26 protein-coding genes are annotated in these 26978 nt (G+C 64.5%); 16 read left to right on the forward strand and 10 right to left on the reverse strand.

Features of this window, described 5'->3' with window-relative positions:
* Nucleotides 1-92: 92 nt before the first annotated feature.
* From OKW26_RS05975 to OKW26_RS06000, 6 genes are all read right to left on the reverse strand, one after another.
* Nucleotides 93-785 carry a hypothetical protein gene (locus OKW26_RS05975; RefSeq protein WP_184061680.1) on the reverse strand — a complete coding sequence of 231 codons (693 nt, stop codon included), beginning with the start codon at nt 783-785 and terminating at the stop codon, nt 93-95.
* Nucleotides 785-1267, reverse strand: coding sequence for a glycoside hydrolase family 108 protein (locus OKW26_RS05980; protein WP_090807511.1), 483 nt, complete (start codon nt 1265-1267; stop codon nt 785-787). The genes OKW26_RS05975 and OKW26_RS05980 overlap by 1 nt, the downstream gene beginning before the upstream one ends.
* A gap of 54 nt (nt 1268-1321) precedes the next feature.
* Entirely contained in the window at nt 1322-2794 is a 1473-nt protein-coding gene (locus OKW26_RS05985) for a tetratricopeptide repeat protein (protein WP_429352978.1), read from the reverse strand.
* A 286-nt stretch (nt 2795-3080) separates the two neighbouring features.
* Nucleotides 3081-3944, reverse strand: coding sequence for an ABC transporter permease (locus OKW26_RS05990; protein WP_429352979.1), 864 nt, complete (start codon nt 3942-3944; stop codon nt 3081-3083).
* Between the two features lie 16 nt (nt 3945-3960).
* The gene (locus OKW26_RS05995; RefSeq protein WP_184024643.1) at nt 3961-4755 is read right to left on the reverse strand and encodes an ABC transporter ATP-binding protein; all 795 of its coding nucleotides are present in this window, start codon (nt 4753-4755) and stop codon (nt 3961-3963) included.
* A gap of 39 nt (nt 4756-4794) precedes the next feature.
* Complete coding sequence (locus tag OKW26_RS06000) at nt 4795-5814, reverse strand: ABC transporter substrate-binding protein (RefSeq protein ID WP_018423693.1); 1020 nt, start codon at nt 5812-5814, stop codon at nt 4795-4797.
* 280 nt (nt 5815-6094) lie between these two features.
* Here OKW26_RS06000 and OKW26_RS06005 point away from each other — a divergent pair, with 280 nt between their 5' ends.
* From OKW26_RS06005 to OKW26_RS06015, 3 genes are all read left to right on the forward strand, one after another.
* Entirely contained in the window at nt 6095-6772 is a 678-nt protein-coding gene (locus OKW26_RS06005; protein ID WP_018423692.1) for a response regulator, read from the forward strand.
* A 2-nt stretch (nt 6773-6774) separates the two neighbouring features.
* Nucleotides 6775-8160 (forward strand): sensor histidine kinase, encoded by a 1386-nt coding sequence (locus OKW26_RS06010; protein WP_187619659.1) that lies wholly within the window; start codon nt 6775-6777, stop codon nt 8158-8160.
* A 126-nt stretch (nt 8161-8286) separates the two neighbouring features.
* Entirely contained in the window at nt 8287-9327 is a 1041-nt protein-coding gene (locus OKW26_RS06015; RefSeq protein WP_429352980.1) for an ABC transporter substrate-binding protein, read from the forward strand.
* Between the two features lie 153 nt (nt 9328-9480).
* On the opposite strand, the gene OKW26_RS06020 is transcribed toward OKW26_RS06015, so the two are convergent.
* Nucleotides 9481-10320, reverse strand: coding sequence for a DNA-binding transcriptional regulator (locus OKW26_RS06020; RefSeq protein ID WP_429352981.1), 840 nt, complete (start codon nt 10318-10320; stop codon nt 9481-9483).
* A 221-nt stretch (nt 10321-10541) separates the two neighbouring features.
* Between OKW26_RS06020 and OKW26_RS06025 the strand changes: the two genes are divergently transcribed.
* From OKW26_RS06025 to OKW26_RS06065, 9 genes are all read left to right on the forward strand, one after another.
* Nucleotides 10542-12404, forward strand: coding sequence for a bifunctional 3-(3-hydroxy-phenyl)propionate/3-hydroxycinnamic acid hydroxylase (locus OKW26_RS06025; protein ID WP_429352982.1), 1863 nt, complete (start codon nt 10542-10544; stop codon nt 12402-12404).
* 1 nt (nt 12405) lies between these two features.
* Complete coding sequence (locus tag OKW26_RS06030; RefSeq protein WP_429352983.1) at nt 12406-13356, forward strand: 3-carboxyethylcatechol 2,3-dioxygenase; 951 nt, start codon at nt 12406-12408, stop codon at nt 13354-13356.
* An 18-nt stretch (nt 13357-13374) separates the two neighbouring features.
* Entirely contained in the window at nt 13375-14184 is an 810-nt protein-coding gene (locus OKW26_RS06035) for a 2-keto-4-pentenoate hydratase (RefSeq protein WP_429352984.1), read from the forward strand.
* Between the two features lie 35 nt (nt 14185-14219).
* Nucleotides 14220-15170 (forward strand): acetaldehyde dehydrogenase (acetylating), encoded by a 951-nt coding sequence (locus OKW26_RS06040; RefSeq protein WP_184046345.1) that lies wholly within the window; start codon nt 14220-14222, stop codon nt 15168-15170.
* A gap of 13 nt (nt 15171-15183) precedes the next feature.
* Nucleotides 15184-16215: a 4-hydroxy-2-oxovalerate aldolase gene (dmpG, locus tag OKW26_RS06045; protein WP_429352985.1), complete on the forward strand. Its 1032-nt coding sequence runs from the start codon at nt 15184-15186 to the stop codon at nt 16213-16215.
* 101 nt (nt 16216-16316) lie between these two features.
* Nucleotides 16317-17579: a 3-(3-hydroxy-phenyl)propionate transporter MhpT gene (gene mhpT / locus OKW26_RS06050; protein WP_429352986.1), complete on the forward strand. Its 1263-nt coding sequence runs from the start codon at nt 16317-16319 to the stop codon at nt 17577-17579.
* Nucleotides 17580-17660: 81 nt separating this feature from the next.
* Nucleotides 17661-18545 (forward strand): alpha/beta fold hydrolase, encoded by an 885-nt coding sequence (locus tag OKW26_RS06055; RefSeq protein ID WP_429352987.1) that lies wholly within the window; start codon nt 17661-17663, stop codon nt 18543-18545.
* 190 nt (nt 18546-18735) lie between these two features.
* Nucleotides 18736-18987, forward strand: coding sequence for an AbrB/MazE/SpoVT family DNA-binding domain-containing protein (locus OKW26_RS06060; RefSeq protein WP_429352988.1), 252 nt, complete (start codon nt 18736-18738; stop codon nt 18985-18987).
* The gene (locus OKW26_RS06065; RefSeq protein ID WP_429352989.1) at nt 18981-19328 is read left to right on the forward strand and encodes a type II toxin-antitoxin system ChpB family toxin; all 348 of its coding nucleotides are present in this window, start codon (nt 18981-18983) and stop codon (nt 19326-19328) included. The genes OKW26_RS06060 and OKW26_RS06065 overlap by 7 nt, the downstream gene beginning before the upstream one ends.
* 46 nt (nt 19329-19374) lie before the next feature.
* On the opposite strand, the gene OKW26_RS06070 is transcribed toward OKW26_RS06065, so the two are convergent.
* Nucleotides 19375-19635, reverse strand: coding sequence for a hypothetical protein (locus tag OKW26_RS06070; RefSeq protein ID WP_429352990.1), 261 nt, complete (start codon nt 19633-19635; stop codon nt 19375-19377).
* A 16-nt stretch (nt 19636-19651) separates the two neighbouring features.
* On the opposite strand from OKW26_RS06070, the gene OKW26_RS06075 reads away from it, so the two are divergent.
* Together OKW26_RS06075 and OKW26_RS06080 are read left to right on the forward strand one after the other, a co-directional pair.
* Nucleotides 19652-19888: a hypothetical protein gene (locus tag OKW26_RS06075; RefSeq protein WP_429352991.1), complete on the forward strand. Its 237-nt coding sequence runs from the start codon at nt 19652-19654 to the stop codon at nt 19886-19888.
* Between the two features lie 400 nt (nt 19889-20288).
* The gene (locus OKW26_RS06080; protein ID WP_429352992.1) at nt 20289-22517 is read left to right on the forward strand and encodes an NADP-dependent isocitrate dehydrogenase; all 2229 of its coding nucleotides are present in this window, start codon (nt 20289-20291) and stop codon (nt 22515-22517) included.
* Nucleotides 22518-22705: 188 nt separating this feature from the next.
* Here OKW26_RS06080 and OKW26_RS06085 read toward each other — a convergent pair whose 3' ends face one another.
* Together OKW26_RS06085 and OKW26_RS06090 are read right to left on the reverse strand one after the other, a co-directional pair.
* Nucleotides 22706-22933 (reverse strand): hypothetical protein, encoded by a 228-nt coding sequence (locus OKW26_RS06085; protein ID WP_187610566.1) that lies wholly within the window; start codon nt 22931-22933, stop codon nt 22706-22708.
* Nucleotides 22934-23294: 361 nt separating this feature from the next.
* Nucleotides 23295-24191 carry a LysR family transcriptional regulator gene (locus tag OKW26_RS06090; protein WP_187610565.1) on the reverse strand — a complete coding sequence of 299 codons (897 nt, stop codon included), beginning with the start codon at nt 24189-24191 and terminating at the stop codon, nt 23295-23297.
* Nucleotides 24192-24289: 98 nt separating this feature from the next.
* Here OKW26_RS06090 and OKW26_RS06095 point away from each other — a divergent pair, with 98 nt between their 5' ends.
* Together OKW26_RS06095 and OKW26_RS06100 are read left to right on the forward strand one after the other, a co-directional pair.
* A complete protein-coding gene (locus OKW26_RS06095; protein ID WP_429352993.1) occupies nt 24290-25594 on the forward strand; it encodes a CitMHS family transporter in 1305 nt (434 codons plus the stop codon).
* A gap of 25 nt (nt 25595-25619) precedes the next feature.
* On the forward strand, nt 25620-26978 hold the full coding sequence (locus tag OKW26_RS06100) for an acyclic terpene utilization AtuA family protein (RefSeq protein WP_429352994.1): 1359 nt from the start codon (nt 25620-25622) through the stop codon (nt 26976-26978).

Consider the following 26978-nt stretch of genomic DNA (forward strand, 5'->3'; position numbering starts at 1 on the left):
GCGCTGGCGAAAGAGCCCTGCTTTGAGGCGGACATGCACGCGACGGTCAATGTACTTCGTCGTATGCATGATTCGCTTAACGTAGCATCGACTCAACTGCCGCCCGAGAAGATCGGACCTTGCCCGCCCGGCGCGAACGATGGGAAGTGGTCGCCGGACGGCGCGGCCGTCGCCGGTGCTTGCGCTCCCGACTGCGACGCCGGTTCGCGCAACGTCAACGCGCTATCGGCCGTGATCGGCACGCTCGGCTTCGCGAGCAGCTCGGTCTTGCGCATCGAGCCGACCGACGTGCCGAAGTAATAGCCGATGATGCTGATCCACGCGGTTCCCAACGCGCCGACGATCACGTTGACGAGATCCTTGTTGGTACCCGGCAAAGGCTGGAACGCCATCAGCAGCAAAATGCCGAAGAAGCCGGCGGTGACGGCCATCGCGAGCACCTTCGGGACCCAGTCGCGATTGGCGACACCCATCGCGCGTGCATTCGCGGTGTCGCTCGTGGCGATGCGGGCCATGTCGGCGTCGTGCGCGAGGCTCGACTGCGCGGCCGTCACCATCAACTGCTGCAATTGCAGCGAATTCGCGCTTTCGGCCTGGCGAAGTTTTTCGAGTGCGCCGGGGTCGTTCAACGCGGGTTCCACGAAGGCCGGGTCGCCCGGCGTGCCGAGCGCGTGCGAGATGATCGCGGCGGCAGCGGTCACGCCGAGGCCGACCGGCCCCCCTACGAGCCCGGCGAGAAGCGGGGCGGTGCTGTTGATATTCTTCGCAACTTTAGACCAGTCCATCATGCTGCTCCCAGGAGAAGATTGGCTGCCATGCGTTCGGTCCAGCCGCGGCTGAAACTCGGCCACGAATGCAGGTTCCGCAGGTACCGCAGACGATACGCGGCGAAGCGCATCACGAACTTCATCGGATCGGCGTTCTTGACCGCATCGAGCGTGTCGGGGCCGAACTTGCCGTCTTCCCTGGCGCCGGACGCTTTCTGCATCCACAGCACGACGAGGCCGCCGTTGTAGTTCGCATCGAAAATCTGGAAAGCCACGCGCGGATCGAGTTCGTCGAGATGCAACGGGTCCCAGTACCTGCGCTTGGCGATCTGATGGGCGGTATCGAGCGGCAGGTCTTTCATCGCGCCGTTATAGCCCTCACTGCGCGCGACGCGCGCTGTCACACCCCACATCGTTTCGCCGCCTGGATCGGCCGGATTGAAGCTGTACCCGCCTTCGTTTCCGATCAAGGCTTTGAATGCATCTTCGAAGCTGTCCATCGAACTGTCTCCTGTTCGGCTGTGTTGCCAACTCAAATGGCGAATGCGCGCGGCTCAGGCCGCTCGCATCGCCCGTCCTACGGCGTCGCTTACCGTATCGAGCGATGCCCGAAGCGGGTACGACGTCATGGGATTCGAAACGGGCTTGACGCGCAGGTCAGGCCTCGATGTCCGGGTGTCGGCTTCGTCGGGCGATGCGTCCGTCGAGAGCGCCAGCTCGCGTTCGCGCGCCGACAACGTGCCGGCGTCGAGCTGCAATGCCTGTGCATACTTGCGCGCGGCCTCGCGCAGCGCGCCTTTGTGTTCCAGCGCGTGGCCCCATTCCACATAGGACGGCGCGAGATCGGGACGCAACGCGACGGCATGCGACAGCTTGTCGATTGCTTCGTCGTCGTGGCCGGTTTTGACGAGCGCCTCGGCCCAGTCGTGCAGCGTGTCGACGGAGTCGGGGTTCATCTTGGCAGCCTGCCTGAATGCTTCGAGTGCTTCGCGATCGTGCTTCTTCGAATGCAACAGCACGTCGCCGAGCAGTCGCAGGTTTTCAGCGGTGCGCGACTTTTCCTTCGCGGCGGCCCGCAGTTCCTTTAGCGCATCGTCGATGCGGTTCTGCTGTTCGAGCGCAATGCCGAGACTCGCGCGCAGCACCGCCGAGTGCTTGTATTGGGTCAATGCTTCACGGATCTGCTGCTCGGCTTCTGTCGAGCGCTGCTGACTGTCGAGCAACCACGCCTTACCCGCGACTGCCCATTGGGCTTGCTCGGATGAGGGCAACGCGAGGACTTCGTCATAGATCCCGACGATCTCGCGATAGTCGCATTGCGCGAGCGAGCATTTGGTCTTTTTTTGGACCTGCGTGAACAGATGACTGGCGAGGATGTTAGGTTCGGCGAGGCGCATCGCCGTGACTGCGATGTCGTGCACGAGCTTTTCGAGGTCGCGCCCTTCGAACGGCACCGTGCTTTCGCGGCCGTTGAACGGTCCGTGTTCTATCTGCACGTGCGCGACGTATGAATCCGCGCTGCCATTCGTCTTCGTGATGCCGATGTGCACGGCGACATCGTCGCGTTTGAGCACGCCTTTGATGAAGCGCACCGTCGTCGCATACGACATTTCCTGACCCGGAATCTGGATGTCCTGCTGCGCGTCGTTGCTGGTCATCGTGTCGTGCGGAATCGATTCGGCATCCTGGCCGATTTCCTTCATCGCCGACATGATCCGCTCGGCGAGAAAGTTCGCCGTATAGCCGCGCTCGGTCAACGTTTGCGGTGTCTCCACCGGCGGTACCAGCAATTGACGCGTGAGCACGCCGCGCACGACGAGGCAGATGGAACCGATCGTCAGTAGGATGAACAGCCAGGGCAGGACATACGGCCAGAGGCGTTTCGGTCCGCGGCCGATCACACCGGCGGTGCGCAAGCCGAACAGCACGAATCCGCTCGAATGATGACGATCGCGGCGATTCGCGGCGCGCATGAACGGGCCGCCGTACCCGTTGGTTGACCGGCGTTGACTCTGTGCACTCGACATGACTCACCTCGCTTCGATCCGCGATCGATGTTGGCAATCGCCTGACTTGCGCGGTGGGGTATGCATCGAGCGTGCCATAGCGCATGGAACCGGCTGGCAGCCGGATGTTGGCTTCTGGTGGGGGATTGAAAGAAAGAAGTGTTGCGAGGTGACCAACGTATTGCGAAAAACAGTTTGCTGGCGGGAGACAGGATGTGCGTTAGCAAATAAAAATGCCGCTCAGTCCAGAAGACTGAGCGGCATCGGTGAAGCGAACTACTGTTTGTGGATTCTGCGCTGCCGTGGCTTAAACCGAACTCGGCCGCCACTTCAACAATCGACTCTCCACCGCGGTCAGCAGGTAGTCGGCGGCAAGCGCGACCACCGCCAGCACGATCATCGCCGCGAACACGCCGGCGGCATTGAACGCGCCCTGGGCGGTGGAGATCAGCAAGCCGATGCCCTGCTTCGAGCCGAGAAACTCGCCGACCACCGCGCCGACCAGCGCAAAGCCGAAGCTCACGTGCAGGCTCGCGAGAATCCAGCTGAGCGCCGACGGAATCACGACCGAGGTCGTCACCTGACGGCGCGACGCGCCGAGAATCTGCGCATTCGCGATCATGTAGCGATCCGCTTCGCGCACGCCCTGGAACGCGTTGGCGAACACGACGAAAAACACCATCACGACCGCGAGCGCGACTTTCGACGCCATGCCGAGCCCGAGCGCGATCACGAACACCGAGCCGAGCACGACGCGCGGGATCGAGTTGGCGATCTTGATGTAGAGACTGAACACGTCGGAGAGCAGCTTGTTGCGGCCGAGCACGATGCCGCAGAAGATGCCCCCGATCGAACCGATGATGAAGCCGAGCCCCGTTTCCTCGAGCGTGACCCACACCTGCGTGAGCAGCGGCCCTTGCGAGGTACCGTTCACGAACCAGTCGATGATCTGAGCGAAGATCTCGGTCGGCATCGAGAAAAAGAAAGGGTCGATCCACTTCAGGCGCGCGGACAGTTCCCAGCCGCCGAGCACGACCACGAGCAGGAGAATACGCAGCGAAATCACCAGAATCTGGCGCTGGCGGATCTTCTTCTGCGCAATACGCTCGACGTGAGCGAGCGACGCGGCGTCGATGCCCGAGGGCATCATCTGTTGAGAGGTTGTAGACATGTTTGCCGTTCCTTGATTAACCGATCTGCACTTCTTCGCGCAGGTCATGCCAGATATCGCGCGAAATTTCGATGAAGCGTGAGTCGTAGCGGATCTCCGATGTGACGCGCGGTCGCGGCAGATCGATTTCGTAGACTTTCTTCAGCGTGGCGGGGCGGGCAGTTAGCACGAACACGCGGTCGGCGAGCGCAATCGCTTCTTCGAGGTCGTGCGTGACGAACACGACCGAGCCGGCGCCGCCCCACAATTGCAGCAACTCGTCCTGCATCAATGTGCGCGTCTGCATGTCGAGCGCCGAGAACGGCTCGTCCATCAGCAGGATTTCCGGCTTGTTGATGAAGGTCTGCGCAAGCGCGACGCGCTTGCGCATGCCGCCGGACAGTTGATGCGGATAGTGCTTGCCGAACTTGTCGAGGCCAACGCGGCGCAGCCATTCGTTTGCTTCATCGTAAGCGGCCGATTTCGAGCGGCCGCGATACAGCGGACCCGCCGCGACGTTGTCGAGCACCGAGCGCCACGGAAACACCGCATCGGCCTGAAACACGAAACCGATGCGCGGATCGATGCCGTCCACCGGCGCGCCCATCACGCGCACTTCGCCGGTGGTCGGCTTCAGCAAGCCGGTGATCATGCTGAGCGTGGTGGACTTGCCGCAGCCGGTCGGGCCGACCACCGCGACGAATTCGCCGCGTGCCACCGACATGCTGAAGTCGCGCAGCGCGATCGTGGCCTTGCCGTCCGGGGAAATGAAACGGCACGACACGTTGCGCATTTCGATCGCTGGCGTCTCGCGTGACATAGGTTGATTCATCGGCGGGTGCCTCGCAGTTCTGTGAAGATGAAAGAAGCGTTACTTCGACGCGGTCTTGACCGGCGCCGACACGTAGTCGTTGGTGTAGGTCTTGGCGAGATCGATATGCTTGCCCTTCACCGACGGATTGAATGCGGACAGCACCTTCAGCACCGTATCCGGGCCGTCGGCGGGCATCTTGCCGTCCTTCGTGAACATCGGCAGCGACGCCTTCAGCGCGTTCACGTACAGGTCCTTGTTGTTGCCGTAGTAGTCTTTCGGCATCTGCGCGGCGATGTCCTCGGCGCTATGCGTCGCGATGTAGTTCAGCGTCTTCGCGAACGCATGCGAGAGCTTCGCGGCCTCGTCCTTGTGCGCTTCGGCCCACGCGCGCTGCACGTAGAAGCTCGAAGCGGGGTAGGTGCCGCCGAGCGCGGCGCGCGTACCGTCCACGTTGCGCATGTCGACCAGCACCTTCGCGTCGCCGGTCTTGAGCAGTTGCGAGACGGTCGGCTCGGTGGTCATGCCGGCGTCGATGCGGCCTTGCTTGACGGCGGCGATGAAGCTGTTGTCCGCGCCGACCGGCAACATCGTGTATTGCGTCGACGGCACGCCCGCGCGCTGCGCGAGGTACTGTGTGAGGAAGCTGGTCGACGAACCGAGGCCGGTCACGCCGAGCGTCTTGCCTTTGACGTCGGCCATGCTCTTCAGCGAATCGGCCGCCTTCGTCGAGACCATCTCTACTTCGCCCGGCACCTGGCCGAAGACGACGAGCGCCTGCACTTCCTTGCCCTTGCTCTGCAGGTCGATCGTATGATCGTAGAAGCCGACCACGCCTTGCACCGCGCCCGCGAGCAGTTCGTTCTCCGCATCGACACCGGCCGGCTGCGACAGGATCTCGACGTCGAGGCCTTCGTCCTTGAAGTAACCGAGCTGCTCGGTGAGCTTGGCCGGCAGATAGATGATCTTGGTGGCGCCGCCGACCATGATCGTGATTTTCTCGGCGTGAGCGGCGGCCGATGCGGCGGCAAGGGCGAACGCAACTCCTGACACAGCGGCAATCTGGCGCAAGGTACGCATGAAGCAGTCTCCTTAGGTGGGTCGCCGCGACCCCGTGGTGCGCGGCGCTTTTCTGGGTCAATGGGGGCGATTATAGAAACGCGAAACCTTCTGGCAGCTTTCGGGGTTTGGCGCAAAACATGGGTGTTAACCCGAAAATGCGCCAAAAATGCGCCGAAATTGCGCGCGATCGGCACTACGCTCGCGGCGGGCACTGGACGTATGCGGCAAACCACACGGTATGCGCGCGGCCCTCTTGTTTTAAGGCACAATCGACGACCTGACTTTTGCCGTTGCCGCCATGAAGCTGCTGCTGATCGAAGACAACCCCACGCTTGCGCACTGGCTCGCGAAGATGCTGGAGCAGGAGGCCTTCGCGCTCGACGCCGTGCAGGACGGCGATGAAGCCGACCGCCTGCTGCGCACCAATCACTACGACGTGATCCTGCTCGACCTGAACCTGCCGAAGCTGTCGGGCAAGAACGTGCTGCGCCGGCTGCGTCAGCGTGGCGACGCGACGCCGGTGCTGATCCTCACCGCGAGCGGCTCGATCGACGAGAAGGTGGAGCTGCTCGGCGCCGGCGCCGACGACTATCTGGTGAAGCCGTTCGAAGTGCGCGAGCTGATCGCGCGCATCAAGGTGGCGATTCGGCGGCAGTCACCGTCGAAAGCGGGCGAGGTGGTGTGCGGCGATCTGTCGTTCGACATCGACACGCGCCAGTTCACGCTGAAGGGCGCGCCGCTGAACGTGACGCCGCGCGAGCGTTCGGTGCTCGAAGCGCTGATCCTGCGCCTCGGCAAGACGGTGACGAAGCCGGCGCTCGTCGATGCGATCTTCACGCTCGCCGACGAGCCGAGCGAGGATGCGGTCGAGATCTACATTTCGCGTCTGCGCAAGAAGCTCGATGGCAGCTCGGCCGCGATCGTCACGCTGCGCGGGCTCGGCTATCTGCTGCGCAAGCGGGAAGACGACCAGTAACGATGGCCAATAGCCTACGCATACGCCTGCTGTGGTGGCTGCTCGTCCCGCTCGCGCTTTATGTGTTCGTGACCGGCAAGACCGAGTACGACAACGCGCGGCACACCGCGAATCTGGTGCAGGACAATCAGCTGGTCGCGTCGGCGCGGATGATCGCGGGCGAGGTCGAATGGAGCGACGGCTTTCTGCGTGTCGATGTGCCGCCCGCCGCGCTCGAGATCTTCGCATCGCCATATCGCGACCAGGTGTTCTATAGCGTGCGTGTCGACGATGGGCGGCTGCTCGCGGGTACGCCTGATTTCCCGCCGCGTCCGCTGCGGGCGCCGGACGTGCCGGATTCGTACTACACGCAGTTGCACGGCCAGCAGGTGCGCGCTGTCGACATCGTGCGGCTCATGTACGACAACGGCGCGACGCGTCCCGTGCGCGTGACGGTCGGCAAGACCGTGCGCTCGCGCGATGCGATGACGCAACAGCTGTGGCGGCCGCAACTCGTGCGCCAGCTCGAAATGATCGCGCTGGCGGTGGCGCTCGTTTGCATCGGGCTCACGTTCGAGTTGCGGCCGTTGATGAAGGTGAAAGACGAGGTGGCCGACCGCGATCCGATGCAGCTCGAACCGATTCGCGTCGAGCGTCTGCATACGGAACTGCGGCCCATCGTCGATGCGATCAATCAGTGCATCGCGCGGCTCGGCGTGCAGGTGGCGGCGCAGCGGCGCTTTATCGCCGACGCCGCGCATCAGTTGCGCACGCCGCTCACGCTGCTCGGCACGCAACTGCAATTCGCGCGGCAGCAGGAAGGCCTCAATCCCGCGCTCGACGAAGCGCTTGCCGCGATGCATCGCAGCAACCGCTCGATGGTCGGGCTCACCAACAAGCTGCTTTTGCTCGCGCAGGCCGAGGCCGCCGACAACTCGCAGCTCGCCATGGAACGCGTCGATCTGGTGCCGCTCGCGATGGAGGTCGTCGAAGATCTCGGCCTGCTCGCGCAGGCACGTGAAATCGATCTGGGCGCGGAATTGCACGGCGCGGCGCCGGTGCTCGGACATCGCGGCTTGTTGCAGGCACTGATCGCGAATCTCGCCGAGAACGCGATTCGCTATACGGGCAGCGGTGGTCACGTGACGGTCGCCGTGAACGCCGATACCGCGGCCAATGCGGTGACGGTCAGCGTGACCGACAACGGCCCCGGCATTCCGGCCGAATCGCGCAGCCGCGTGTTCGAGCCGTTCTTTCGTGCGTCGACGGATACCGAGGGCACGGGCCTCGGTCTTGCGATCGTGCGCGAAATCGCGGACGCCCATCACGGCGAGATCACGCTGAAGGCGGGCGAGGGCGGCAAGGGTGTGCATATCGCCGTGACGTTTCCGCGCGCGACGCCGAAGTGATCGGGATAAGCCCGAGATTCGCGCAACATGCACAGCCGTGAAAGCATCGGGAAGGGTTCGCACCTTCCAAATCACGGGCAGGCGACCCGCGCGGCGCCCGGACACAAGATAACGGAGACACCCCCAATGAAGCTTTCCTTGACGCGTTGCTCGCGCGCGGCCTATGCCGCCGTCGCGGCGTCGCTCGTGCTGTGGGCGCTCGCGAGACTCGCGACGCCTGCGCAAGCCGCCGCGCCGGAGAAACTCGCGATCATGGTGGGCGGTACCAACAAGCTCATCTATCTGCCGGCGCGTCTTGCCGAACAGCTCGGCTATTTCAAGGCCGAAGGGCTCGACGTCGAACTGCTGTCGCAGCCGACTGGAATAGACGGCGAAAACGAAATGCTCGCGGGCGCGGTGCAGGGCGTGGTCGGCTTCTACGATCACACGATCGATCTGCAGACACGCGGCAAGGAAGTGAAGACGATCGTCGTGTTCAGCCAGGTGCCCGGCGAAGTGCAACTGGTCGCGGCGAAATCGGCCGATTCGATCCGGAGCATGGCCGACGTGCGCGGTAAAACGCTCGGCGTGACGGGGCTCGGCTCCTCGACGAGTTTTCTCACGCAGTACCTCGCACAGCGCGCGGGCGTGCGGTCCACGCAATACACGCTGCTGCCGGTCGGCGCGGACAGGAGTTTCATCGCGGCGATGCGGCAAGGACGCATTCACGCGGGTATGACGACCGAGCCGACCGTCACTCGACTATTGAAAGCGGGCGACGCCAAAGTACTCGTCGACATGCGCAATGTCGATGGCACGCCCGCCGCGCTCGGCGGCATGTATCCGGCGTCGAGCCTCTACGTGCAAAGCACGTGGCTCGACGCGCATGCCGATGAAGCCGCGAAACTCGCGCGCGCATTCGTCAAGACGCTGCGCTATATGCGCACCCACAGCGCGGAACAAATCGCCGCGCAGATGCCGAAAGAAGACATCGGCAACGACAGGGCGCTGTATATCAGCGCATTGCAGGCCTCGCTGCCGATGTACACCGTCGACGGCAAGATGCCAGCCGACGGTCCGCAGACGGTGCTGAAGGTACTGTCGAGCTTCAATCCGGCGGTGAAGGGGCGGCATATCGATCTGTCGCGCACGTTTACCAATCGGTTCGTCGATGACGTGAAGCCTTGAAAGCGGGCTGACCGCGGGGGTCGCTTCGAGCACAAGATGAAGCTTCACAATGGTTACGTCGTCGCGACGACGTTTGGCGCGAAGAACCAGTTGCAATTGACGACGAGTATTCGCACGCGGTTCTGAGTTGCGGGACGGCTTGCGAATGCCACCTCACGACTTCCGCTCACGTCCCGCACGCGTCTTGCCCGCTCTGCTGCTCGCGCGGGTCTGCGTCGCGAGTTCCTCGACCATTTCCCGCGCGGCCGTCTGCAACTCGGGCACATAGCGCCGCTTCGCTTCCGCGAGCGACACCGCGCGCGACAGAAACACTACGTTCAAGCTCGCGAGCACGCGTTCCTCGAACACGATCGCGACGGCAACCGCGCCGATCTTCCCCTGGTCCGCCCAGTCGCCGTGATTCGAGCCGAACCCATCCGCGCGCACGCGTCGCACGAGACTGCGAATCAACGCGTCGTTCGACGCGAGCGCCTTCTGCTCCTCGCCGCCCGCGCCCGCGCGCAGCAGATCGAGAATGTCCTCGCGCTCCTCGTCGGGGCACATCGCGAAGTACGCGCGACCCGCCGCGGTCAGCAGGATCGGCAAACGGCGGCCGACCATCGCGCGATGAAACGATAGCGGACTGAAGCGGTGCGTGGTCTCGCGGACGATCATCGCGTCGCCGTCGGGCGTGGTCAGATCGGACGGCCACGCGACGCGTTGCAGCAGACGCCCCATCACCGGCGGCGCGATCGTCGCGATACGTTCGTCGTCGGTGAAGCCTTCGCTCAGCGCGCGCACCTTCAGCGTGAGCCGGAAGCTGTCGTCCGACGCGCTGCGCCGCACGAAGCCTTCCTCCATCAACGTTTCGAGCAGCCGCCGCGCGGTGGTGCGATGCAGGCCGGTCAGTTCGCTGATCTGCTGGCTCGTCGCGCGGCCGCTGTCCATCGAGTTGAGCGCCTGCAGCACCTGCAAGCCGCGCGACAGACCTCGCACATTCGTGTATTTGGTCACTTTAAACCTCAATAAAATCAACTATGTGCATTCTATGCACAATTTCCAGATTTTGTTGAGCGGGCAGGTGGCCGGTCCTAGACTGCCAACAAATCAACGATTTCATGGAGACAGCAAGCTGTTGTCCGCAGGCGATTTTTCGCCATGGCGACAGCCGGTTCCCGCCGCCGCGCTCCGTGAATATCTCGACCCGGTCACTCTGGTCGACATACGGAGACAACATGCCCCAACCGCTCGACCCGGTGGCCGCGCAAGGCCACAGTGGACCCGTCACCACCGACGTCGCGATCATCGGCGCCGGCCCGGTCGGTTTGATGATCGCCAACTATCTCGGCCTGCAGGGCGTGCGCGTCGTGCTGATCGAAAAGCTCGACGGGATCATCGACTATCCGCGCGCAATCGGCCTCGATGACGAAGCGCTGCGCGTGTTTCAGTCCGTCGGCCTCGCCGATGCATTGCTGCGGCACACGACCCCCGATCACTGGATGCGCTTCGTCACGAGCAACGGTCACTGCTTCGCATCGATCGAGCCGCGCACCGACGAATTCGGCTGGTCGCGCCGCAACGCGTTCATTCAGCCGCTGGCCGATCGCGTGTTGTACGACGGCCTGCAACGCTTCCCGCACGTCGAGGTGCGGTTCGGCCACACGGTCGACTCGTTCACGCAGGACGGCAGCGGCGTCACGATCGAAGCGCAACACGCGCAGAGCGGCCGCCGCACGATCCGCGCGTCGTACATGGTCGGTGCGGACGGCGGCAACAGCTTCGTGCGCCGCACCCTCGACGTGCCGTTCGAGGGCCGTACGAAACCGAATCAGTGGATCGTCGTCGACGTGCGCAACGACCCGATCGGCTCGCCGCACGTGTACATGCATTGCGATCCGCGGCGCCCGTATGTGTCGGCCGCGCTGCCGCACGGGATTCGCCGCTTCGAATTCATGGTGATGCCCGGCGAGACCGAGGAAGAGCTGTCGAAGCCGGAGAACATGGCCGCGCTGATCCGCAAGGTCGTCGCCGAGCCGGAGAAGGTCGACTACATCCGCAAGCGCGTCTATACGCACAACGCGCGCCTCGCGAGCAGCTTCCGCGTGAAGCGCGTGCTGCTCGCCGGCGACGCCGCGCACATCATGCCGGTGTGGCAGGGCCAGGGCTACAACAGCGGTATTCGCGACGCGAGCAACCTCGGCTGGAAACTCGCGATGCTGGTCAAGGGCGTCGCCGGCGATGCGCTGCTCGATAGCTACACCGCCGAGCGCCGCTCGCATGCGCGCTCGATGATCCACCTCTCTGAGGTCGCGGGCGACATCTTCGCGCCGACGAGCCGCTTCGGCATCAAGTTTCGCGACGCGTTCGTGCGTACGTTCAACTGGTTCCCGGCGGTCAAGCGCTACTTCGTCGAAATGCGTTTCAAGCCGATGCCACGCTATGAAAGCGGCGTCGTATTGCTGGCGCGCACGCCGCGCAAGCGTGGCTGGCTCGCGCGCGTGCTCGAACGCTCGGGGCATTCGGCGCCGGGCCGCCTGCTCGGTCTGATGAGCGAGAAACGCGAGTCGCGGCTCGGCCGTCTGGTGTATGGACGCGACCCGCATTGTCATTCGCCGGTCGGCCGCATGTTCGTTCAACCGCGCGTGCGCACGGTGAGCGGCGAGGTCGTGCGACTCGACGATGTGCTCGGCAACCGCTTCGCGATCGTCGGCTGGGGCGCGGAACCGACCTTCGGTTTGTCGGAGCAGGCGCGTGCGATCTGGCAGCGGCTCGGCGGCTGCTTCGTGGTCGCGAAGCCGGATACGCAGCTGTCTTTCCATGACGACGTGCCAGAAGACGTCATCGCGATCGGCGATGTGAACACGCGGCTGAAGGACTGGTTCACGCGAGTGCCGGAATCGGTCGTGCTTTTGCGTCCCGATCGTTTCGTCGCGGGCATGGGCTCGCCGCAGCAGGTGTCGCAACTCGTCGTCGAACTCGCGCGGCAACTGCATCTCGACGTGGCGGGGCGGGCCGACGTGGCCGGTTCTGGCAACGAAGCAGCGTTCGCGCCCGATGCCGTCGCCACTTTCGCCACCGCAGCAACCGCCGGAGCCTGATATGCCGATGCTGCTCGAATGCCTTTCGCACACGCCGTTGCACGGCTATTACGATCCCGCGCCCGAAGTCGTCGCGGAAGTCGAGCGCGTGCATGCGGCAGCGCGTGCGCGCGTCGTCGAGTTCGATCCCGAACTGGTCGTCGTGTTCGCGCCCGATCATTACAACGGTTTCTTCTATGACGTGATGCCGCCGTTTTGCATCGGCGCATCGGCGAGCGCGATCGGCGACTTCAAGAGCCTCGCCGGTCCGCTGGACGTGCCCGTCGATACCGCGCTCGACCTTGCCGAAGCGGTGCTCGCGAGCGACGTCGACGTCGCCGTCTCGTACCGCATGCAGGTCGATCACGGTTGCGCGCAAGCGCTGGAGATTCTGACGGGCGGCCTCGATCGATATCCGGTCGTGCCGGTATTCATCAATTCGGTGGCCGCGCCGATGGCTTCATGCCGCCGCGCGCGTCTGCTCGGCGATGCGTTGGGTCGAGCGCTCGCACGCTCGATGCAACGCGTGCTCGTGATCGGCTCGGGCGGCATCTCGCACGAGCCGCCGGTGCCGGAACTCGCGGGCGCGAGCGAGGAAGTCGCCGAGCGTCTGATCGCGGGCCGCAATCCGTCGGCCGAATCGCGTGCGGCGCGTGAGGCGCGCACGATCGCGGCGGCGCGCGCGTTCGCCGCGGGCGACAGCCGTCTGCATCCGCTCAATCCGGAATGGGATCGCGCGTTCCTGAAGCTGCTCGAAGACGGCGAACTCACCGCGCTCGACGGTTTGACCAACCGCGCGATCACGCGCGAGGCCGGCAAGTCCGCGCACGAAATCCGCACGTGGATCGCCGCGTTCGGCGCACTGAACGCGAGCGGCCCGTATCGCGCGTCGCTCGATTACTACCGTCCGATCCCCGAATGGATCGCGGGCTTTGGCGCGATGCATGCCCGACCCGTGACTTCCCACGTCTAACCGAATCAGGAACCCGCTATGACCACTCAAAGCAATATAGACGCGCTCGCCCTGCGCCTGCGCGAATCGGAACGTACGCGCGCGACCATCGCGCCGTTGCGCGACGACCCGCGTTTCGTCGAACTGTCGAACCCGGCCGACGCCGAGGAGCTCGCGTACGCGGTGCAGCAGGCCAACGTGGCCGCGCGCATCGCGGCGGGCGAGCGCGTCGTCGGCCGCAAGATCGGACTCACGTCGCCGGCGGTGCAGCGTCAACTCGGTGTCGACCAGCCTGACTTCGGCGCGCTGTTCGCATCGATGGCGTATGGCGACGGCCAGCCGATTCCGCTGGACGAGCTGATCCAGCCGAAGGTCGAAGCGGAGATCGCGCTCGTGCTCGAACACGATCTGCTGCACGAGCGCCACACGTACGCCGATCTGATGCGCGCAACCGCGTATGCGGTCGCGGCGATCGAAGTGGTGGACAGCCGCATCGAAGGCTGGAACATCCGTTTCGTCGATACGGTCGCGGACAACGCGTCGAGCGCGCGCTTCGTGCTCGGCAGCCGGCCGGTCCTACTGCGCGATATCGATCTCGCGGCCTGCGCGATGACGCTATCGAAGGATGCGGAAGTCCTGTCGCGCGGCAATGGCGCCGCGTGTCTCGGCAATCCGCTGAATGCCGCCGCCTGGCTCGCGGATCGCATGGTCCGGCTCGGCACGCCGCTGCGTGCCGGCGACGTGCTGATGACGGGCGCTTTGGGCCCGATGGTCGCCGTCAAGGAGCCGGGCACCTACTGCGCGCAGATCGAAGGTCTCGGCAGCGTCCGCGCGACTTTTTCCGCATAAAACATGCACTCGCAAGCACTCGATTGGGAACTCATATGGCAAGCGAAAAACTGAAGGCCGCGATCATCGGCTCGGGCAACATCGGCACCGATCTGATGATCAAGATCCTGCGTCACGGCAAGCATCTCGAAGTCGCGGCGATGGTCGGCATCGATCCGAACTCCGACGGCCTCGCGCGCGCCGCGCGGCTTGGCGTCGCGACCACGCATGATGGTGTCGAAGGTCTGACTCGTCTACCCGTGTTCAACGACATCGACTTCGTGTTCGACGCGACCTCGGCCGGCGCACACGTCAAGAACGATGCGCTGTTGCGAAAGCTGAAGCCCTCGATTCGCGTGATCGATCTGACGCCGGCGGCGATCGGCCCGTACTGCGTGCCGGTGGTGAATCTCGACACGCATCTCGACGCGCCGAACGTGAACATGGTCACGTGCGGCGGACAGGCGACCATTCCGATGGTCGCGGCCGTGTCGCGCGTCGCGAAGGTGCATTACGCGGAGATCGTCGCGTCGATCAGCAGCAAGTCAGCGGGCCCAGGCACGCGCGCGAACATCGATGAATTCACCGAGACCACGTCGAAGGCGATCGAAGTGGTCGGCGGCGCCGCGAAGGGCAAGGCGATCATCGTGCTCAACCCGGCCGAGCCGCCGGTGATGATGCGCGACACGGTCTATACGCTGTCGGAGCTGGCCGACCTCGACAAGGTCGAGCAGTCGATCGAGCAGATGGCCGCCGCGGTGCAGGCGTACGTGCCGGGCTATCGCCTGAAGCAGAAGGTGCAGTTCGACGAAATCAGCGCGAGCGCGCCGCTGAACATTCCGGGCCTCGGCAAGTTCAGCGGTCTGAAGACCTCGGTCTTCATCGAGGTCGAAGGCGCCGCGCACTATCTGCCTGCGTATGCGGGCAATCTCGACATCATGACTTCGGCCGCGCTCGCGACCGCGGAGCGCATGGCGCAGGCGCTCGTGCAGGCATCAGAGGCTTAAGGAGACTTCCCGCATGGACAAGAAACTGTATATCTCCGACGTGACGCTGCGCGACGGCAGCCACGCCATTCGTCACCAGTACTCGATCCAGAACGTGCAGGACATCGCACGCGCATTGGACCGCGCAAAGGTGGACAGCATCGAAGTTGCCCACGGCGATGGCCTGCAGGGTTCGAGCTTCAACTACGGCTTCGGCGCGCACAGCGACCTCGAATGGATCGAAGCGGTGGCTGACGTGGTCGAGCACGCTCAGATCGCGACCCTGCTGCTGCCCGGCATCGGCACGATCCACGATCTGAAGGCCGCCTACAACGCGGGCGCTCGCGTGGTGCGCGTCGCCACGCATTGCACGGAAGCGGACATCTCGAAGCAACACATCGAATACGCGCGCGAACTCGGCATGGACACTGTCGGCTTCCTGATGATGAGCCATATGACCACGCCGGAGAACCTCGCCATCGAAGCGAAGAAGATGGAGAGCTACGGCGCGACCTGCATCTATGTGGTCGACTCGGGCGGCGCGCTGACGATGAACGACGTGCGCGACCGCTTCCGCGCGGTGAAGGCGGTGCTGAAACCCGAAACGCAGACGGGCATGCACGCGCACCACAACCTGTCGCTGGGCGTGGCCAACTCGATGGTCGCGGTCGAAGAGGGCTGCGACCGTATCGATGCATCGCTCGCGGGCATGGGCGCCGGCGCGGGCAACGCGCCGCTCGAGGTGTTCGTCGCGGCGGCCGAGCGCATGGGCTGGAATCACGGCACCGACCTCTACACGCTGATGGACGCCGCCGACGACATCGTGCGTCCGCTGCAGGACCGGCCGGTGCGCGTCGATCGCGAAACGCTCGCGCTCGGCTATGCGGGGGTGTATTCGAGCTTCCTGCGCCACTCGGAAGTGGCCGCGAAGAAATACGGCCTGAAGACCGTGGACATTCTCGTCGAGCTGGGCAAACGCCGCATGGTGGGCGGCCAGGAGGACATGATCGTCGACGTCGCACTGGATCTGAAGCGCGCGCACGCAACCGACGCAGTGGCTTCATGACCCGGACGCTGCGCGACCGTGCCGCATGCCGCGCGCGCAGCGTTCATTTCATCCAGCAAGGTCGCCGCAAGAGCGACGCTGACTCAACATTGGAGACATTTATGCGGCAGTCAACGCAAGCAACGCAAACAACACAGTCGACGAAACCTCTTGCCGGCGGCGCGCTGACGATCGGGCTCTGCCTGATCGTCGCGCTGCTCGAAGGCGTGGACCTGCAATCGACCGGCCTCGCGGCACCGCGCATGGCGCGCGAATTTCATCTCGCGGTCGCGCAGATGGGCTGGGCGTTCAGCATCGGCGCGTTCGGGCTGCTGCCAGGAGCCGCGATCGGCGGACGTCTCGCCGACCGGCTCGGGCGCAAGCGCGTGCTGATGTGGTCGGTCGCGCTATTCGGCATCTTCTCGCTCGCGACCGCGCAGGTGTGGGACCTGAACAGCCTGCTCGCCGCGCGCTTTCTGACCGGCCTCGGTCTTGGCGCAGCGATGCCGAATCTGATCGCGCTGTGCTCGGAAGCGGCGCCGCCCCATCAGCGCAACACCGCGGTCGGCGCCATGTATTGCGGCATGCCGTTCGGCGCGGCGCTCGCGGCGGTGGTCGGCATCATCAGCCCGGGCGACGCGGGCTGGCGGCATATCTTCTACGTCGGCGGCTTCGGGCCGTTGCTGGTGCTGCCGCTGCTTGCACTGTTCCTGCGCGAGTCGGCGCAGTTCGTCGCGGCGCGTGCAACCAAAGGCGCGCGATGCGATGCGTCGGCGAGCGTGACGCACGCGCTGTGGCAGGAAGGACGCGCGGGCACGACGATCGCGTTGTGGATCAGCTATCTCGGCACGCTGATCGTGCTGTATTTCCTGATCAACTGGCTGCCGTCGCTCGTCTTGACGCGCGGTCTGACGCGCGTCCAGTCCGGTGTCGTACAGATGATGTTCAACATCGGCGGCGGCATCGGCGCGATCGTGATCGCCGGCATGATGGACCGGATGGGCCGGCGCCGCACGGTCGCGGGCATGTATGTCGGCATCGTCGTTGCGCTCGGCGCGTTGCTGAGCGCGAATGGCGGCACGTCGATGGCGTGGGGCGGTCTGCTCGCGGGGCTGTTCCTGGTCGGCGGGCAGTCGGTGTTGTATGCGCTGGCGAGCAGCCTGTACCCGACCGAAGTGCGTGGCACCGGCGTCGGCGCGGCCGTGGCGGTGGGCCGTCTCGGCTCGATCCTCGGACCGTTGATCGCGGGGCAACTGCTCGCGATCGGTCAGGGTGCGAGCGTCCTGCTCGGCGCGAGCATTCCGCTGATCGCGCTCGCCGCGATTGGCGCGTGGCTCGTCGTGAATCGCTCGACACTTCGTTATACCCCGGTGGCCGCGCAATAGCTTGGCAGCCCGAAATACCGCGCGGGTCCGCCGTCAACGGCGACTCGCGGTCACTTAATCCGTGAAACAAAGGAATTCGACATGAGCAACACCAACACACAAGCAGCGGCGATCACCGAGGAAGCGACCAGCCGATTCGTGCGGATCACCGAAGACGGCCGCGAGATGCAGCTCCACTACAACGACGTGGGGCAGGGTGAGAAAACGGTCGTGATGCTGCACGGCTCGGGACCGGGCGCGACCGGCTGGGCCAACTTCAATCGGAACGTCGAGCCGCTCGTCGCGGCGGGCTATCGCGTGATCCTGATGGACTGCCTCGGTTGGGGCAAGAGCGACCCGATCGTCTGCAAGGGCTCGCGCTCGGAACTGAACGCGCGCTGCCTGAAGGCGCTGCTCGATGCGCTCGATATCGAACGCGCGCATATCATCGGCAACTCGATGGGTGGGCATAGCGCGGTCGCGTTCGCGCTCGCCGAGCCGCAACGCGTCGGCAAGCTCGTGCTGATGGGCGGCGGCACCGGCGGCCCGAGCCAGTTCGTGCCGATGCCGACGGAAGGCATCAAGCTGCTGCAAGGGCTGTACCGCAACCCGACCATCGAGAACCTGCAGCGCATGATGAGCGTCTTCGTGTTCGACACGAAGGCGTTGACCGAAGACCTGATGCAAGCGCGCCTCGCGAACATGCTGGCGCGCCGCGATCATCTCGAGAACTTCGTCGCGAGCCTCGCCGCGAATCCGAAGCAGTTCAATGACTACGGGCCGCGCCTTGGCGAAGTAACCGCCTCGACGCTCGTGATCTGGGGCCGCGACGATCGTTTCGTGCCGATGGACATCGGCCTGCGGCTCGTTGCCGGGATGCCGAACGCCGATCTGCATGTGTTCGGCCGCTGCGGGCATTGGGCGCAGTGGGAGCATGCGGACAAGTTCAACCGGATGGTGGGGGAGTTTCTCGGACGCGGGCAATGAGCAGGGTTGTCGTTGTGGGCGACTGGTGCGTCGTTGCGGCGGCGGGCTGGTTGCCTCGTTTAGGTTTGGGTTCTTTTCTTCGCCGACTAATAGGCGATTTCAAGGTCCAAATGTAGAGTCAATGTAGATACGGGCGACTTGCTGTTTTCGCTGTGCGTATCTACAATGGATATACATTTGGAGCTGGGATATGAAACTCAAGATTCAGAAGTGGGGCAACAGCGCTGCAGTACGGTTGCCGGCCGTGTTGTTGGAGCAAATTCATGCGTCGGTGGGCAGTTCGCTGAACGCGGACGTGCGCCCCGAGGGGGTGTTGCTTACGCCTGCGCGTCGCAAGTATTCACTGGATGAACTCGTCGCGCAGTGCGATCCGAAGGCGCCACTGCCAGCCGATCTCGACGTCTGGAGTGAAGTCAAGCCGGCGGGGCGCGAAGCATGGTAAGGCGCATCAAGTTCGAGCGCGGCGATATCGTGCGCGTGAGCCTGAATCCGACGCTTGGCAAGGAGCAGCAAGGCGATTTCCGTCCCGCGCTGGTTTTGTCGCCTGCCGCATTCAATGCTCTTGGGGTCGCGCTCGTTGCGCCGATCACGCAGGGGGAGTTCGCTCGATACGCTGGATTCGCGGTACCGCTCTCGGGTTCGGGAACAGAGACTCAGGGGGTGGCTCTGGTGAATATGGTGCGCACTCTGGACCTCGAGGCCCGCGGCGCACGCAAAGTCGAGCGCGCTCCGGCCGAGGTAGTCGAGGACGCGCTCGCCCGACTTCAAACGATTCTGGAATGACGGGAAAGACGATACGAACTAAACCAATCCGCGGCGAGCGACCCCATCACTGCGCCGCCGGCATCCGGGTCACACTCTTCGGCACCCGCCCATCACTACCCGCGGCGTCGTCCGCTGCCTCTCCCAACTCCCGCCTAACCATCGACTCCCGCACCACCAGATGCAGATCAAGCATCGAATAACCCGCGCTTTCTTCGCCCTTACCGTGCAGTTCGTCGATCAGCTTCATCATCGTGAGCTCACCCATCTTCTCGCTCTGAAAGTCTACCGAGGTCAGCGCCGGCGACGCGTACTCGCCATACGGCACGTTGTCGAATCCAGCGATGGAAAAGTCGCGCGAAGTCGGCACGGTGACGGGACTCGCCGCGCTCGTCGCGGGGCTCGGCAATTTCGCGTTCACGATGACGATGGACTGGTTCGTGAGCCGCGTCGGCTATACGCCGTTTCTCGTGGCGCTCGGCTTTGGCGATCTGATCGGCGCGAGCCTGCTATGGACGCTCGTGTGCCGCCCGTCGACGACGCCGGCGCAGGACGTCGTGACGCGCGAAGCGCGGGCTTGAGGAGCCGGCGGCGCAAGCGCATCTTCGAGGCGCCCAATCGTCGGCAAGTGGAGGGCCAGCAGTCACGGCTCGGTGGGGGCATTTGCGGCGCGTCAATGCGACCAATTCGCATTCATCCAAAAATAATATTCCCCAAGTCCTCTATAAGATATCTGTCTTAAGACCGGGGTAATCGGCCGCAACCCCTTGCCAGTCAGGGCTCGACCCCTTTGGGTAGGGTCTCGCGACCTGTTTGTCTAGTCACATTTAGTGGAAAACGCGCATATACTCTCGGTCGTATCGCAAAACGAAGGTCGCGGGGTTGCGTCGTGCCGAACTGACGCCGTCGCCGTCGCGCCACGATTTGCGCTGGCTTCGACTGCCAACGCTCTGTCTATCACTTCCTAGCAAAGCATTAATCATGTCCACACCGCCGAAGATCATCTACACCCTGACCGACGAAGCGCCCGCACTGGCGACGTACTCGCTGCTGCCGATCGTCAAGGCGTTCACGCGCTCGTCCGACGTGCTCGTCGAAACGCGCGACATCTCGCTCGCCGGCCGGATCATTGCCGCATTTCCGGACTACCTGAGCGCGGAGCAGAAGGCTTCCGACGATCTGGCGGAGCTCGGTGGACTCACCATGCGCCCGGAAGCGAACATCATCAAGCTGCCGAACATCAGCGCGTCGGTGCCGCAGTTGAAGGCCGCGATCGCCGAGCTGCGCGACCAGGGCTATAAGCTGCCGTCGTACCCGGACGTCGCGACGAGCGACGCCGAGAAGGACGTCAAGGCCCGCTACGACAAGATCAAGGGCAGCGCGGTGAACCCGGTGCTGCGCGAAGGCAATTCGGACCGCCGCGCGCCGTTGTCGGTGAAGAACTACGCGCGCAAGCATCCGCACAAGATGGGCGCATGGAGCGCGGACTCGAAGTCGCACGTCTCGCACATGAGCGCTGGCGATTTCTACGGCAGCGAGAAGTCGGCGCTGGTCGCGCAGGCCGGTAGCGTGAAGATCGAACTGGCCGCCGCCGACGGCACGATCACGGTCCTGAAGGCGAAGACGCCGGTGCAGGCAGGCGAAATCATCGACGCGTCGGTGCTGAGCAAGAACGCGCTGCGCAGCTTCATCGAAGCGCAGATCGCCGAGGCGAAGGCGAACGGCGTGCTGTTCTCGGTGCACCTGAAGGCCACGATGATGAAGGTCTCGGACCCGATCATCTTCGGTCACGTGGTGTCGGTGTTCTACAAGGACGTGCTCGCGAAGCATGCGGAAGCACTGGCCAAGGTCGGCTTCAACCCGAACAACGGTATCGGCGACCTGTACGCGCGTCTGAAGGATCTGCCGGCTGAGACGGCCGCGGCGATCGAAGCCGACATCGAGGCGCAGTACGAACAGCGTCCGCCGCTCGCGATGGTCAACTCGGACAAGGGCATCACGAGCCTGCACGTGCCGAGCGACGTGATCGTCGACGCATCGATGCCGGCGATGATCCGCGAGTCGGGCAAGATGTGGGGCGCCGATGGCGCGCTGCACGACGCGAAGGCGGTGATTCCGGACCGTTGCTACGCCGGTGTGTACCAGGCGGTGATCGAAGACTGCAAGAAGCACGGTGCGTTCGACCCGGTCACGATGGGCACGGTGCCGAACGTCGGGCTGATGGCACAAGCCGCCGAAGAATACGGTTCACACGACAAGACGTTCCAGATCCCGGCGAACGGCGTGGTCCGCGTCACCGACGAAGCTGGCGCGGTGCTGCTCGAGCAGCCGGTGGAACAGGGCGACATCTTCCGTATGTGCCAGACCAAGGACGCGCCGGTCCGCGACTGGGTCAAACTCGCGGTGAACCGCGCCCGCGCTTCCAACACGCCGGCCGTGTTCTGGCTCGACGCGGCGCGCGCGCACGATGCGCAGATCATCAGGAAGGTCGAGCAGTACCTGAAGGATCACGACACGAACGGTCTCGACATCCGCGTGATGACGCCGGTCGAAGCGACGAAGTTCTCGGTCGAGCGCATCCGCGCCGGCAAGGACACGATCTCGGTCACCGGCAACGTGCTGCGCGACTACCTGACCGACCTGTTCCCGATCATGGAACTGGGCACCAGCGCGAAGATGCTGTCGATCGTTCCGCTGATGGCCGGTGGCGGCATGTTCGAAACCGGCGCGGGCGGTTCGGCGCCGAAGCACGTGCAGCAGCTGGTCGAGGAAGGCTTCCTGCGCTGGGATTCGCTCGGTGAATTCCTCGCGCTGGCGGCATCGCTCGAGCATCTGGGCACCGCGTATCACAACCCGAAGGCGCAGATTCTTGCGAAGACGCTCGATCAGGCGACCGGCAAGTTCCTCGACAACGACAAGTCGCCGGCGCGCAAGGTCGGCGGCATCGACAATCGCGGCAGCCACTTCTACCTCGCGATGTACTGGGCCGAAGCACTGGCCGCGCAAACCGACGATGCCGCGCTGCAGGCGCAGTTCGCGGGCGTCGCGAAGGCGATGGCCGACAACGAGGCGAAGATCGTCGCGGAACTCGGCGCGGCGCAGGGCAAGCCGGTGGATATCGGCGGCTACTACCGTCCGAACGTCGAGCTGACTGGCAAGGCGATGCGCCCGAGCGCGACGCTGAACGCAATCGTCGATTCGGTGGCTTGAACTCGCGCGGGCGACTGATGCGGTAAGCGCCGCGGCCGCACCTGCGCTGGCCCCGAAAGCCGCGCGGTAAGCACGCAGTACAACCGCGGACAAAGCCGCAAGCAGGACCGCAAATACGACAATGGCGCCTTCGGGCGCCATTGTCGTTTCTACTGTCACTGCTACGTCGCCGTCGGTCATGCCCGTCCTTATACGTGAACGATTTCCCAATCGGCGAGCTTCTCCGGAATTTCGAGCGTCGACGTGTCGAGCTCCGACAGATGCTCGCAGCTCAGACCGCGCGCGAGGTCGTCGGCGGCCTGTTGCGGGCTCGGGAATTCTCCGAGCGTTTCGTTGCCGTAGGTGGCTTCCCAGCCGTCCTGACCCGGCAGAATGTAGAACGCTCCCTGCGTCGAACCAAAGCGAAAGCCTTTCATTTTTAGTCTCCCAGTTGCCAATAAAAAAAGCCGCGATTCGTGACGGCTTCTTCGCAATCTGCGGGATTTGGCTGGCCATGTCGTGAGGCCCCTCGAATCCGACTGCGTGAAGCGCGTGCTCTTGTGAAAGAGTCTACGTCAGCGAATCGGCGGGCAATTGGGCGTCGAACCGGTCTTTATATTAAAAATATGCTTGTAAAAACAAAGGCTTGTGCGATCCGTTTTGCGATGTGCAACGCCGCCGGGCATCGTGAAATGGCCGCTTTGTGCCCCGCAACATGATTTTTTACGACGCGCGGCATCGTTTCGTATCGTGAAAATTAGGGGCTGCGCGCGACGCGCAAAACGACGCTGTGCGGCCCTATGACGCGCCGAGCCGTTCGATCAGCATCGCGACGAAGGTCTCGGTCACCGGCGGCAAGGTTCGGCCGCGCTTTTTGATCAGCGCGATGCGTCGCGTGAACGCGGCTTCGTCGATCGGTCGCGCGACCAGCTCGGGCTCCGCGCGCACCTCGCGCGCCGACGCCGGCAGGATCGTGATGCCGAGCCCGGCGCGCGCCATCGCTACCGCGCTCATCATGTAGGTCGGTTCGCAGGCGATGCGCGGCTCACATTGCGCGTCGGCGAATGCGCTGTCGACGACCGCTCGCACGCTCGTGCCCTGCGCGGTCAGCACGAGCGGCTCGCTGGCGAGATCGGCGAGCGTGACGGGCCGGCGCCGCCGCGCGAGCGCGTGCTGCTTCGGCAGCACGGCGACGAGCCGGTCGATGCCCGCGTGCAGTACCTCGAGCCCGCTGTCGTTCAGCTCGCCGCCCGTCAGTCCGATATCGGCTTCCTCGTTGCGCACCAACGTGTTGACCATGCTCGCGACGACATCGCGCACCTCGAAGCCGACGCGCGGCACGGCTTTTCTCAGCGCCTGCACGAGCTCGGGCAGCACGCTCGCCGCGAAGGTCGGCAGACACGCGATGCGCACCGTGCCGCTCCCGCCTTCGCCGAGCGCGCGCGCATCGAGCAGCACGTGCTCCATGTCGTGCAGCGATTTCTGCAGCACGGGCAGCAGCTCGCGGCCGGTCGGCGTCAGGGCGACGTTGCGGCTGTTGCGATCGAACAGGCGCAGGCCGACCGTTTCCTCGAGCCGGCGAATCTGCACCGTCAACGCCGGTTGCGACAGATGCAGCCGCGCGGCCGCACGCGTGAAGCTGCCCGTTTGCGCGACCGCGATAAACGCGCGGATGTCCCGGAGATTCAGATCCATGATGATATGTGATTGCTGCAATCAATTCATTTCAATTGCTTTATTGCTGCCTCGAACTTACGCTCGATCACACTAAAAAACAACCTGGAGACAAGCTCATGCTGCCATTGCTGGGGCTGGCTACCATCGTCGTGCTGCTCGGCGCGATCCTGTCCAAACGCATGTCGCCGCTCGTCGCGCTGATCATCGTGCCGCTCGCGGCCTCGCTGCTCGGCGGCTTCGGCTTGCAGACGAGCAAGTTCGTCGTCGATGGCCTCAAGAGCCTCGCGCCCGTCGTCTGCATGTTCGTCTTCGCGATCCTGTACTTCGGCACGATCACCGACGCCGGTACGCTCGACCCGATCATCGAGCGCATCCTGCGCGCGGTCGGCACACGGCCCACGCGCATCGTGATGGGCACCACGCTGCTCGCGCTGCTGATCCACCTCGACGGCTCCGGCGCTGTCTGCTTCCTCGTCACCATTCCGGCGATGCTGCCGCTCTACGACCGCCTGAAGATGGACCGGCGCGTGCTCGCCGCGGCGGTATCGATGGCGGCCGGCATCAATTTCCTGCCATGGACGGGGCCGATGATTCGCGCGTCCGCGTCGCTGCATCTGCCGATCTCGGCGTTGTTCAATCCGCTTATTCCGGTGCAGGCGATCGGCCTCGTATTTGTGTTCTCGATGGCGTACTGGCTCGGGCGGCGCGAGGAAAAGCGCCTCGGTCTCAACGCTGCGAGCGGTTCCGTGCCGATGCCCCAACGCGAACTGACGCCGGAACAACAGGCGCTGCGCCGCCCGCGAAACTTCTGGTTCAACATCGTGCTGACGTTCGTCGTGCTCGGCACGATGGTCGTGATGGGCGAGAAGATTCCGCCGGCGATCATGTTCATGGTGGGCCTGTGCATCGCATTGATGGTCAACTATCCGAATGTGGACATGCAGCGCAAACGGATCGACGCGCATGCGCGCGCCGCGCTGATGATGGCCGGCATCCTGCTCGCGGCCGGCGTGTTCACCGGCGTGATGCAGGGCAGCGGCATGCTGAAGGCGATGGCGCAGGCGGCCGTCGGCTTCGTGCCGCCGGCGATGGCGAGTCATATTCCGATCGTGCTCGGCCTGCTGTCGATGCCGCTCAGCATGCTGTTCGATCCCGATTCGTTTTATTTCGGTGTACTGCCGGTGATCGCGGAAGTGGCCGGCCAGCTCGGCGTGCCGGCGGTGCACGTCGGTCAGGCCGCGTTGCTTGGACAGATGACCACCGGTTTTCCGGTCAGTCCGCTCACGCCCGCGACGTTCCTCGTGGTCGGGCTGTGCGGTATCGATCTGGCCGATCATCAACGATTCACGTTTCCCCTGCTGTTCGGCGCGTCGGTCGTGATGACGATCGCGTGCGTCGTGCTCGGGATCTTTCCACTGTGAGCTTCACTGAAGGAACGGGAGCACCATGACAGCCACTGAACCTCGACGCGTCGTGCGCATCGGCGCGGGCGCGGGCTATTCGGGCGACCGTATCGAACCCGCGCTCGAACTCGCGGAACACGGCCAGCTCGACTATCTCGTGTTCGAATGCCTCGCCGAACGCACGATCGCGATCGCGCAGCAGGCGCGCAGCAAGGACCCGGAGCTCGGCTACGACCCGCTGCTCGAAGCGCGCATGCGCGCGGTGCTGCCCGTCGCGGCGCGCAACGGCGTGCGTATCGTGTCGAACATGGGCGCGGCCAATCCGCTCGCGGCAGCGCGCCGGACCGCGCAGATCGCGCGCGAGTTGGGTCTCGGCGGCCTGAGGATTGCCGCAGTCACCGGCGACGACGTGCTCGACGTCGTGCGCGCGGGCGACTTCCATTTCGTCGAATCGGGCGAGGCGGTGGCCGCGTACGCGGACCGGCTGATATCGGCCAATGCGTACCTCGGCGCGAGCGGCATCGTCGAGGCGCTCTCGGCCGGCGCGCAGATCGTGCTGACCGGGCGCGTCGCCGATCCGTCGCTGTTCGTCGCGCCGCTGATCCACGAATTCGGCTGGCGCATGGACGACTGGCCGATGCTCGGCCAGGCGACGGTAATCGGCCATCTGCTCGAATGCGCGGGGCAGATCACCGGTGGCTACTTCGCGGACCCCGGTTTCAAGGACGTGCCGAATCTCGCGCGGCTCGGCTTTCCGATCGCCGAAGTTGCGCGGGACGGTTCAGTGGTGATCACGAAGCTCGCGCAAAGTGGCGGGCTCGTGACCGAGGCGACCTGCAAGGAGCAGTTGCTCTACGAGATCCACGATCCGCGTCGTTATCTGCAGCCCGACGTGGTCGCCGATTTCTCGCAGGTGCGCGTCGAGCAGGAAGCCGTGGACCGTGTGCGCGTCACCGGCGGTGGCGGCACGGAGCGCACCGCGACGTTGAAAGTGTCGGTTGCGTATTTCGACGGCTATATCGGCGAGGGGCAGATTTCGTACGGCGGACCCGGCGCGCTTGCGCGGGCGCGGCTCGCGCTCGATATCGTGCGCGAGCGTCTCGCGCTGACCGGCGTGCAGACGCGCGAGTTGCGCTTCGATCTGATCGGCGTGAACGCACTGCATGGTGACGCGGTGGCGGCCGGTCATGGCGAGCCGTACGAAGTGCGCGCCCGGGTGGCGGGACGCACGGCGTCGCTCGCGCAGGCGCTGCGCATCGGCAACGAGGTCGAGACGTTGTACACGAACGGACCGGCGGGCGGCGGCGGCGTGACGAAGGCGGCGCGCGAGGTGGTCGCGGTGCAATCGGTGCTGCTGCCGCGCGAGTATGCGGCGCCGGCTTTCTCGCTGATGGAGGCTTGA

This window comes from Paraburkholderia sp. 32 (assembly GCF_050435345.1).
GTDB lineage: Bacteria > Pseudomonadota > Gammaproteobacteria > Burkholderiales > Burkholderiaceae > Paraburkholderia > Paraburkholderia tuberum.

Excerpts from the sequence above, each read along its gene's own strand:
- OKW26_RS06040 (WP_184046345.1), top strand. The coding sequence starts at position 14,220 with ATGGCAAGCGAAAAACTGAAGGCCGCGATCATCGGCTCGGGCAACATC.
- dmpG (WP_429352985.1), top strand. The coding sequence starts at position 15,184 with ATGGACAAGAAACTGTATATCTCCGACGTGACGCTGCGCGACGGCAGC.
- OKW26_RS05985 (WP_429352978.1), bottom strand. The coding sequence starts at position 2,794 with ATGTCGAGTGCACAGAGTCAACGCCGGTCAACCAACGGGTACGGCGGC.
- OKW26_RS06090 (WP_187610565.1), bottom strand. The coding sequence starts at position 24,191 with ATGGATCTGAATCTCCGGGACATCCGCGCGTTTATCGCGGTCGCGCAA.
- OKW26_RS06030 (WP_429352983.1), top strand. The coding sequence starts at position 12,406 with ATGCCGATGCTGCTCGAATGCCTTTCGCACACGCCGTTGCACGGCTAT.
- OKW26_RS06095 (WP_429352993.1), top strand. The coding sequence starts at position 24,290 with ATGCTGCCATTGCTGGGGCTGGCTACCATCGTCGTGCTGCTCGGCGCG.
- OKW26_RS05980 (WP_090807511.1), bottom strand. The coding sequence starts at position 1,267 with ATGGACAGCTTCGAAGATGCATTCAAAGCCTTGATCGGAAACGAAGGC.
- OKW26_RS05990 (WP_429352979.1), bottom strand. The coding sequence starts at position 3,944 with ATGTCTACAACCTCTCAACAGATGATGCCCTCGGGCATCGACGCCGCG.
- OKW26_RS06100 (WP_429352994.1), top strand. The coding sequence starts at position 25,620 with ATGACAGCCACTGAACCTCGACGCGTCGTGCGCATCGGCGCGGGCGCG.
- OKW26_RS06010 (WP_187619659.1), top strand. The coding sequence starts at position 6,775 with ATGGCCAATAGCCTACGCATACGCCTGCTGTGGTGGCTGCTCGTCCCG.
- OKW26_RS06035 (WP_429352984.1), top strand. The coding sequence starts at position 13,375 with ATGACCACTCAAAGCAATATAGACGCGCTCGCCCTGCGCCTGCGCGAA.
- OKW26_RS06055 (WP_429352987.1), top strand. The coding sequence starts at position 17,661 with ATGAGCAACACCAACACACAAGCAGCGGCGATCACCGAGGAAGCGACC.
- OKW26_RS05975 (WP_184061680.1), bottom strand. The coding sequence starts at position 785 with ATGGACTGGTCTAAAGTTGCGAAGAATATCAACAGCACCGCCCCGCTT.
- mhpT (WP_429352986.1), top strand. The coding sequence starts at position 16,317 with ATGCGGCAGTCAACGCAAGCAACGCAAACAACACAGTCGACGAAACCT.
- OKW26_RS06085 (WP_187610566.1), bottom strand. The coding sequence starts at position 22,933 with ATGAAAGGCTTTCGCTTTGGTTCGACGCAGGGAGCGTTCTACATTCTG.
- OKW26_RS06075 (WP_429352991.1), top strand. The coding sequence starts at position 19,652 with ATGGAAAAGTCGCGCGAAGTCGGCACGGTGACGGGACTCGCCGCGCTC.
- OKW26_RS06005 (WP_018423692.1), top strand. The coding sequence starts at position 6,095 with ATGAAGCTGCTGCTGATCGAAGACAACCCCACGCTTGCGCACTGGCTC.
- OKW26_RS06000 (WP_018423693.1), bottom strand. The coding sequence starts at position 5,814 with ATGCGTACCTTGCGCCAGATTGCCGCTGTGTCAGGAGTTGCGTTCGCC.
- OKW26_RS06060 (WP_429352988.1), top strand. The coding sequence starts at position 18,736 with ATGAAACTCAAGATTCAGAAGTGGGGCAACAGCGCTGCAGTACGGTTG.
- OKW26_RS06065 (WP_429352989.1), top strand. The coding sequence starts at position 18,981 with ATGGTAAGGCGCATCAAGTTCGAGCGCGGCGATATCGTGCGCGTGAGC.
- OKW26_RS06080 (WP_429352992.1), top strand. The coding sequence starts at position 20,289 with ATGTCCACACCGCCGAAGATCATCTACACCCTGACCGACGAAGCGCCC.
- OKW26_RS06025 (WP_429352982.1), top strand. The coding sequence starts at position 10,542 with ATGCCCCAACCGCTCGACCCGGTGGCCGCGCAAGGCCACAGTGGACCC.
- OKW26_RS06015 (WP_429352980.1), top strand. The coding sequence starts at position 8,287 with ATGAAGCTTTCCTTGACGCGTTGCTCGCGCGCGGCCTATGCCGCCGTC.
- OKW26_RS05995 (WP_184024643.1), bottom strand. The coding sequence starts at position 4,755 with ATGAATCAACCTATGTCACGCGAGACGCCAGCGATCGAAATGCGCAAC.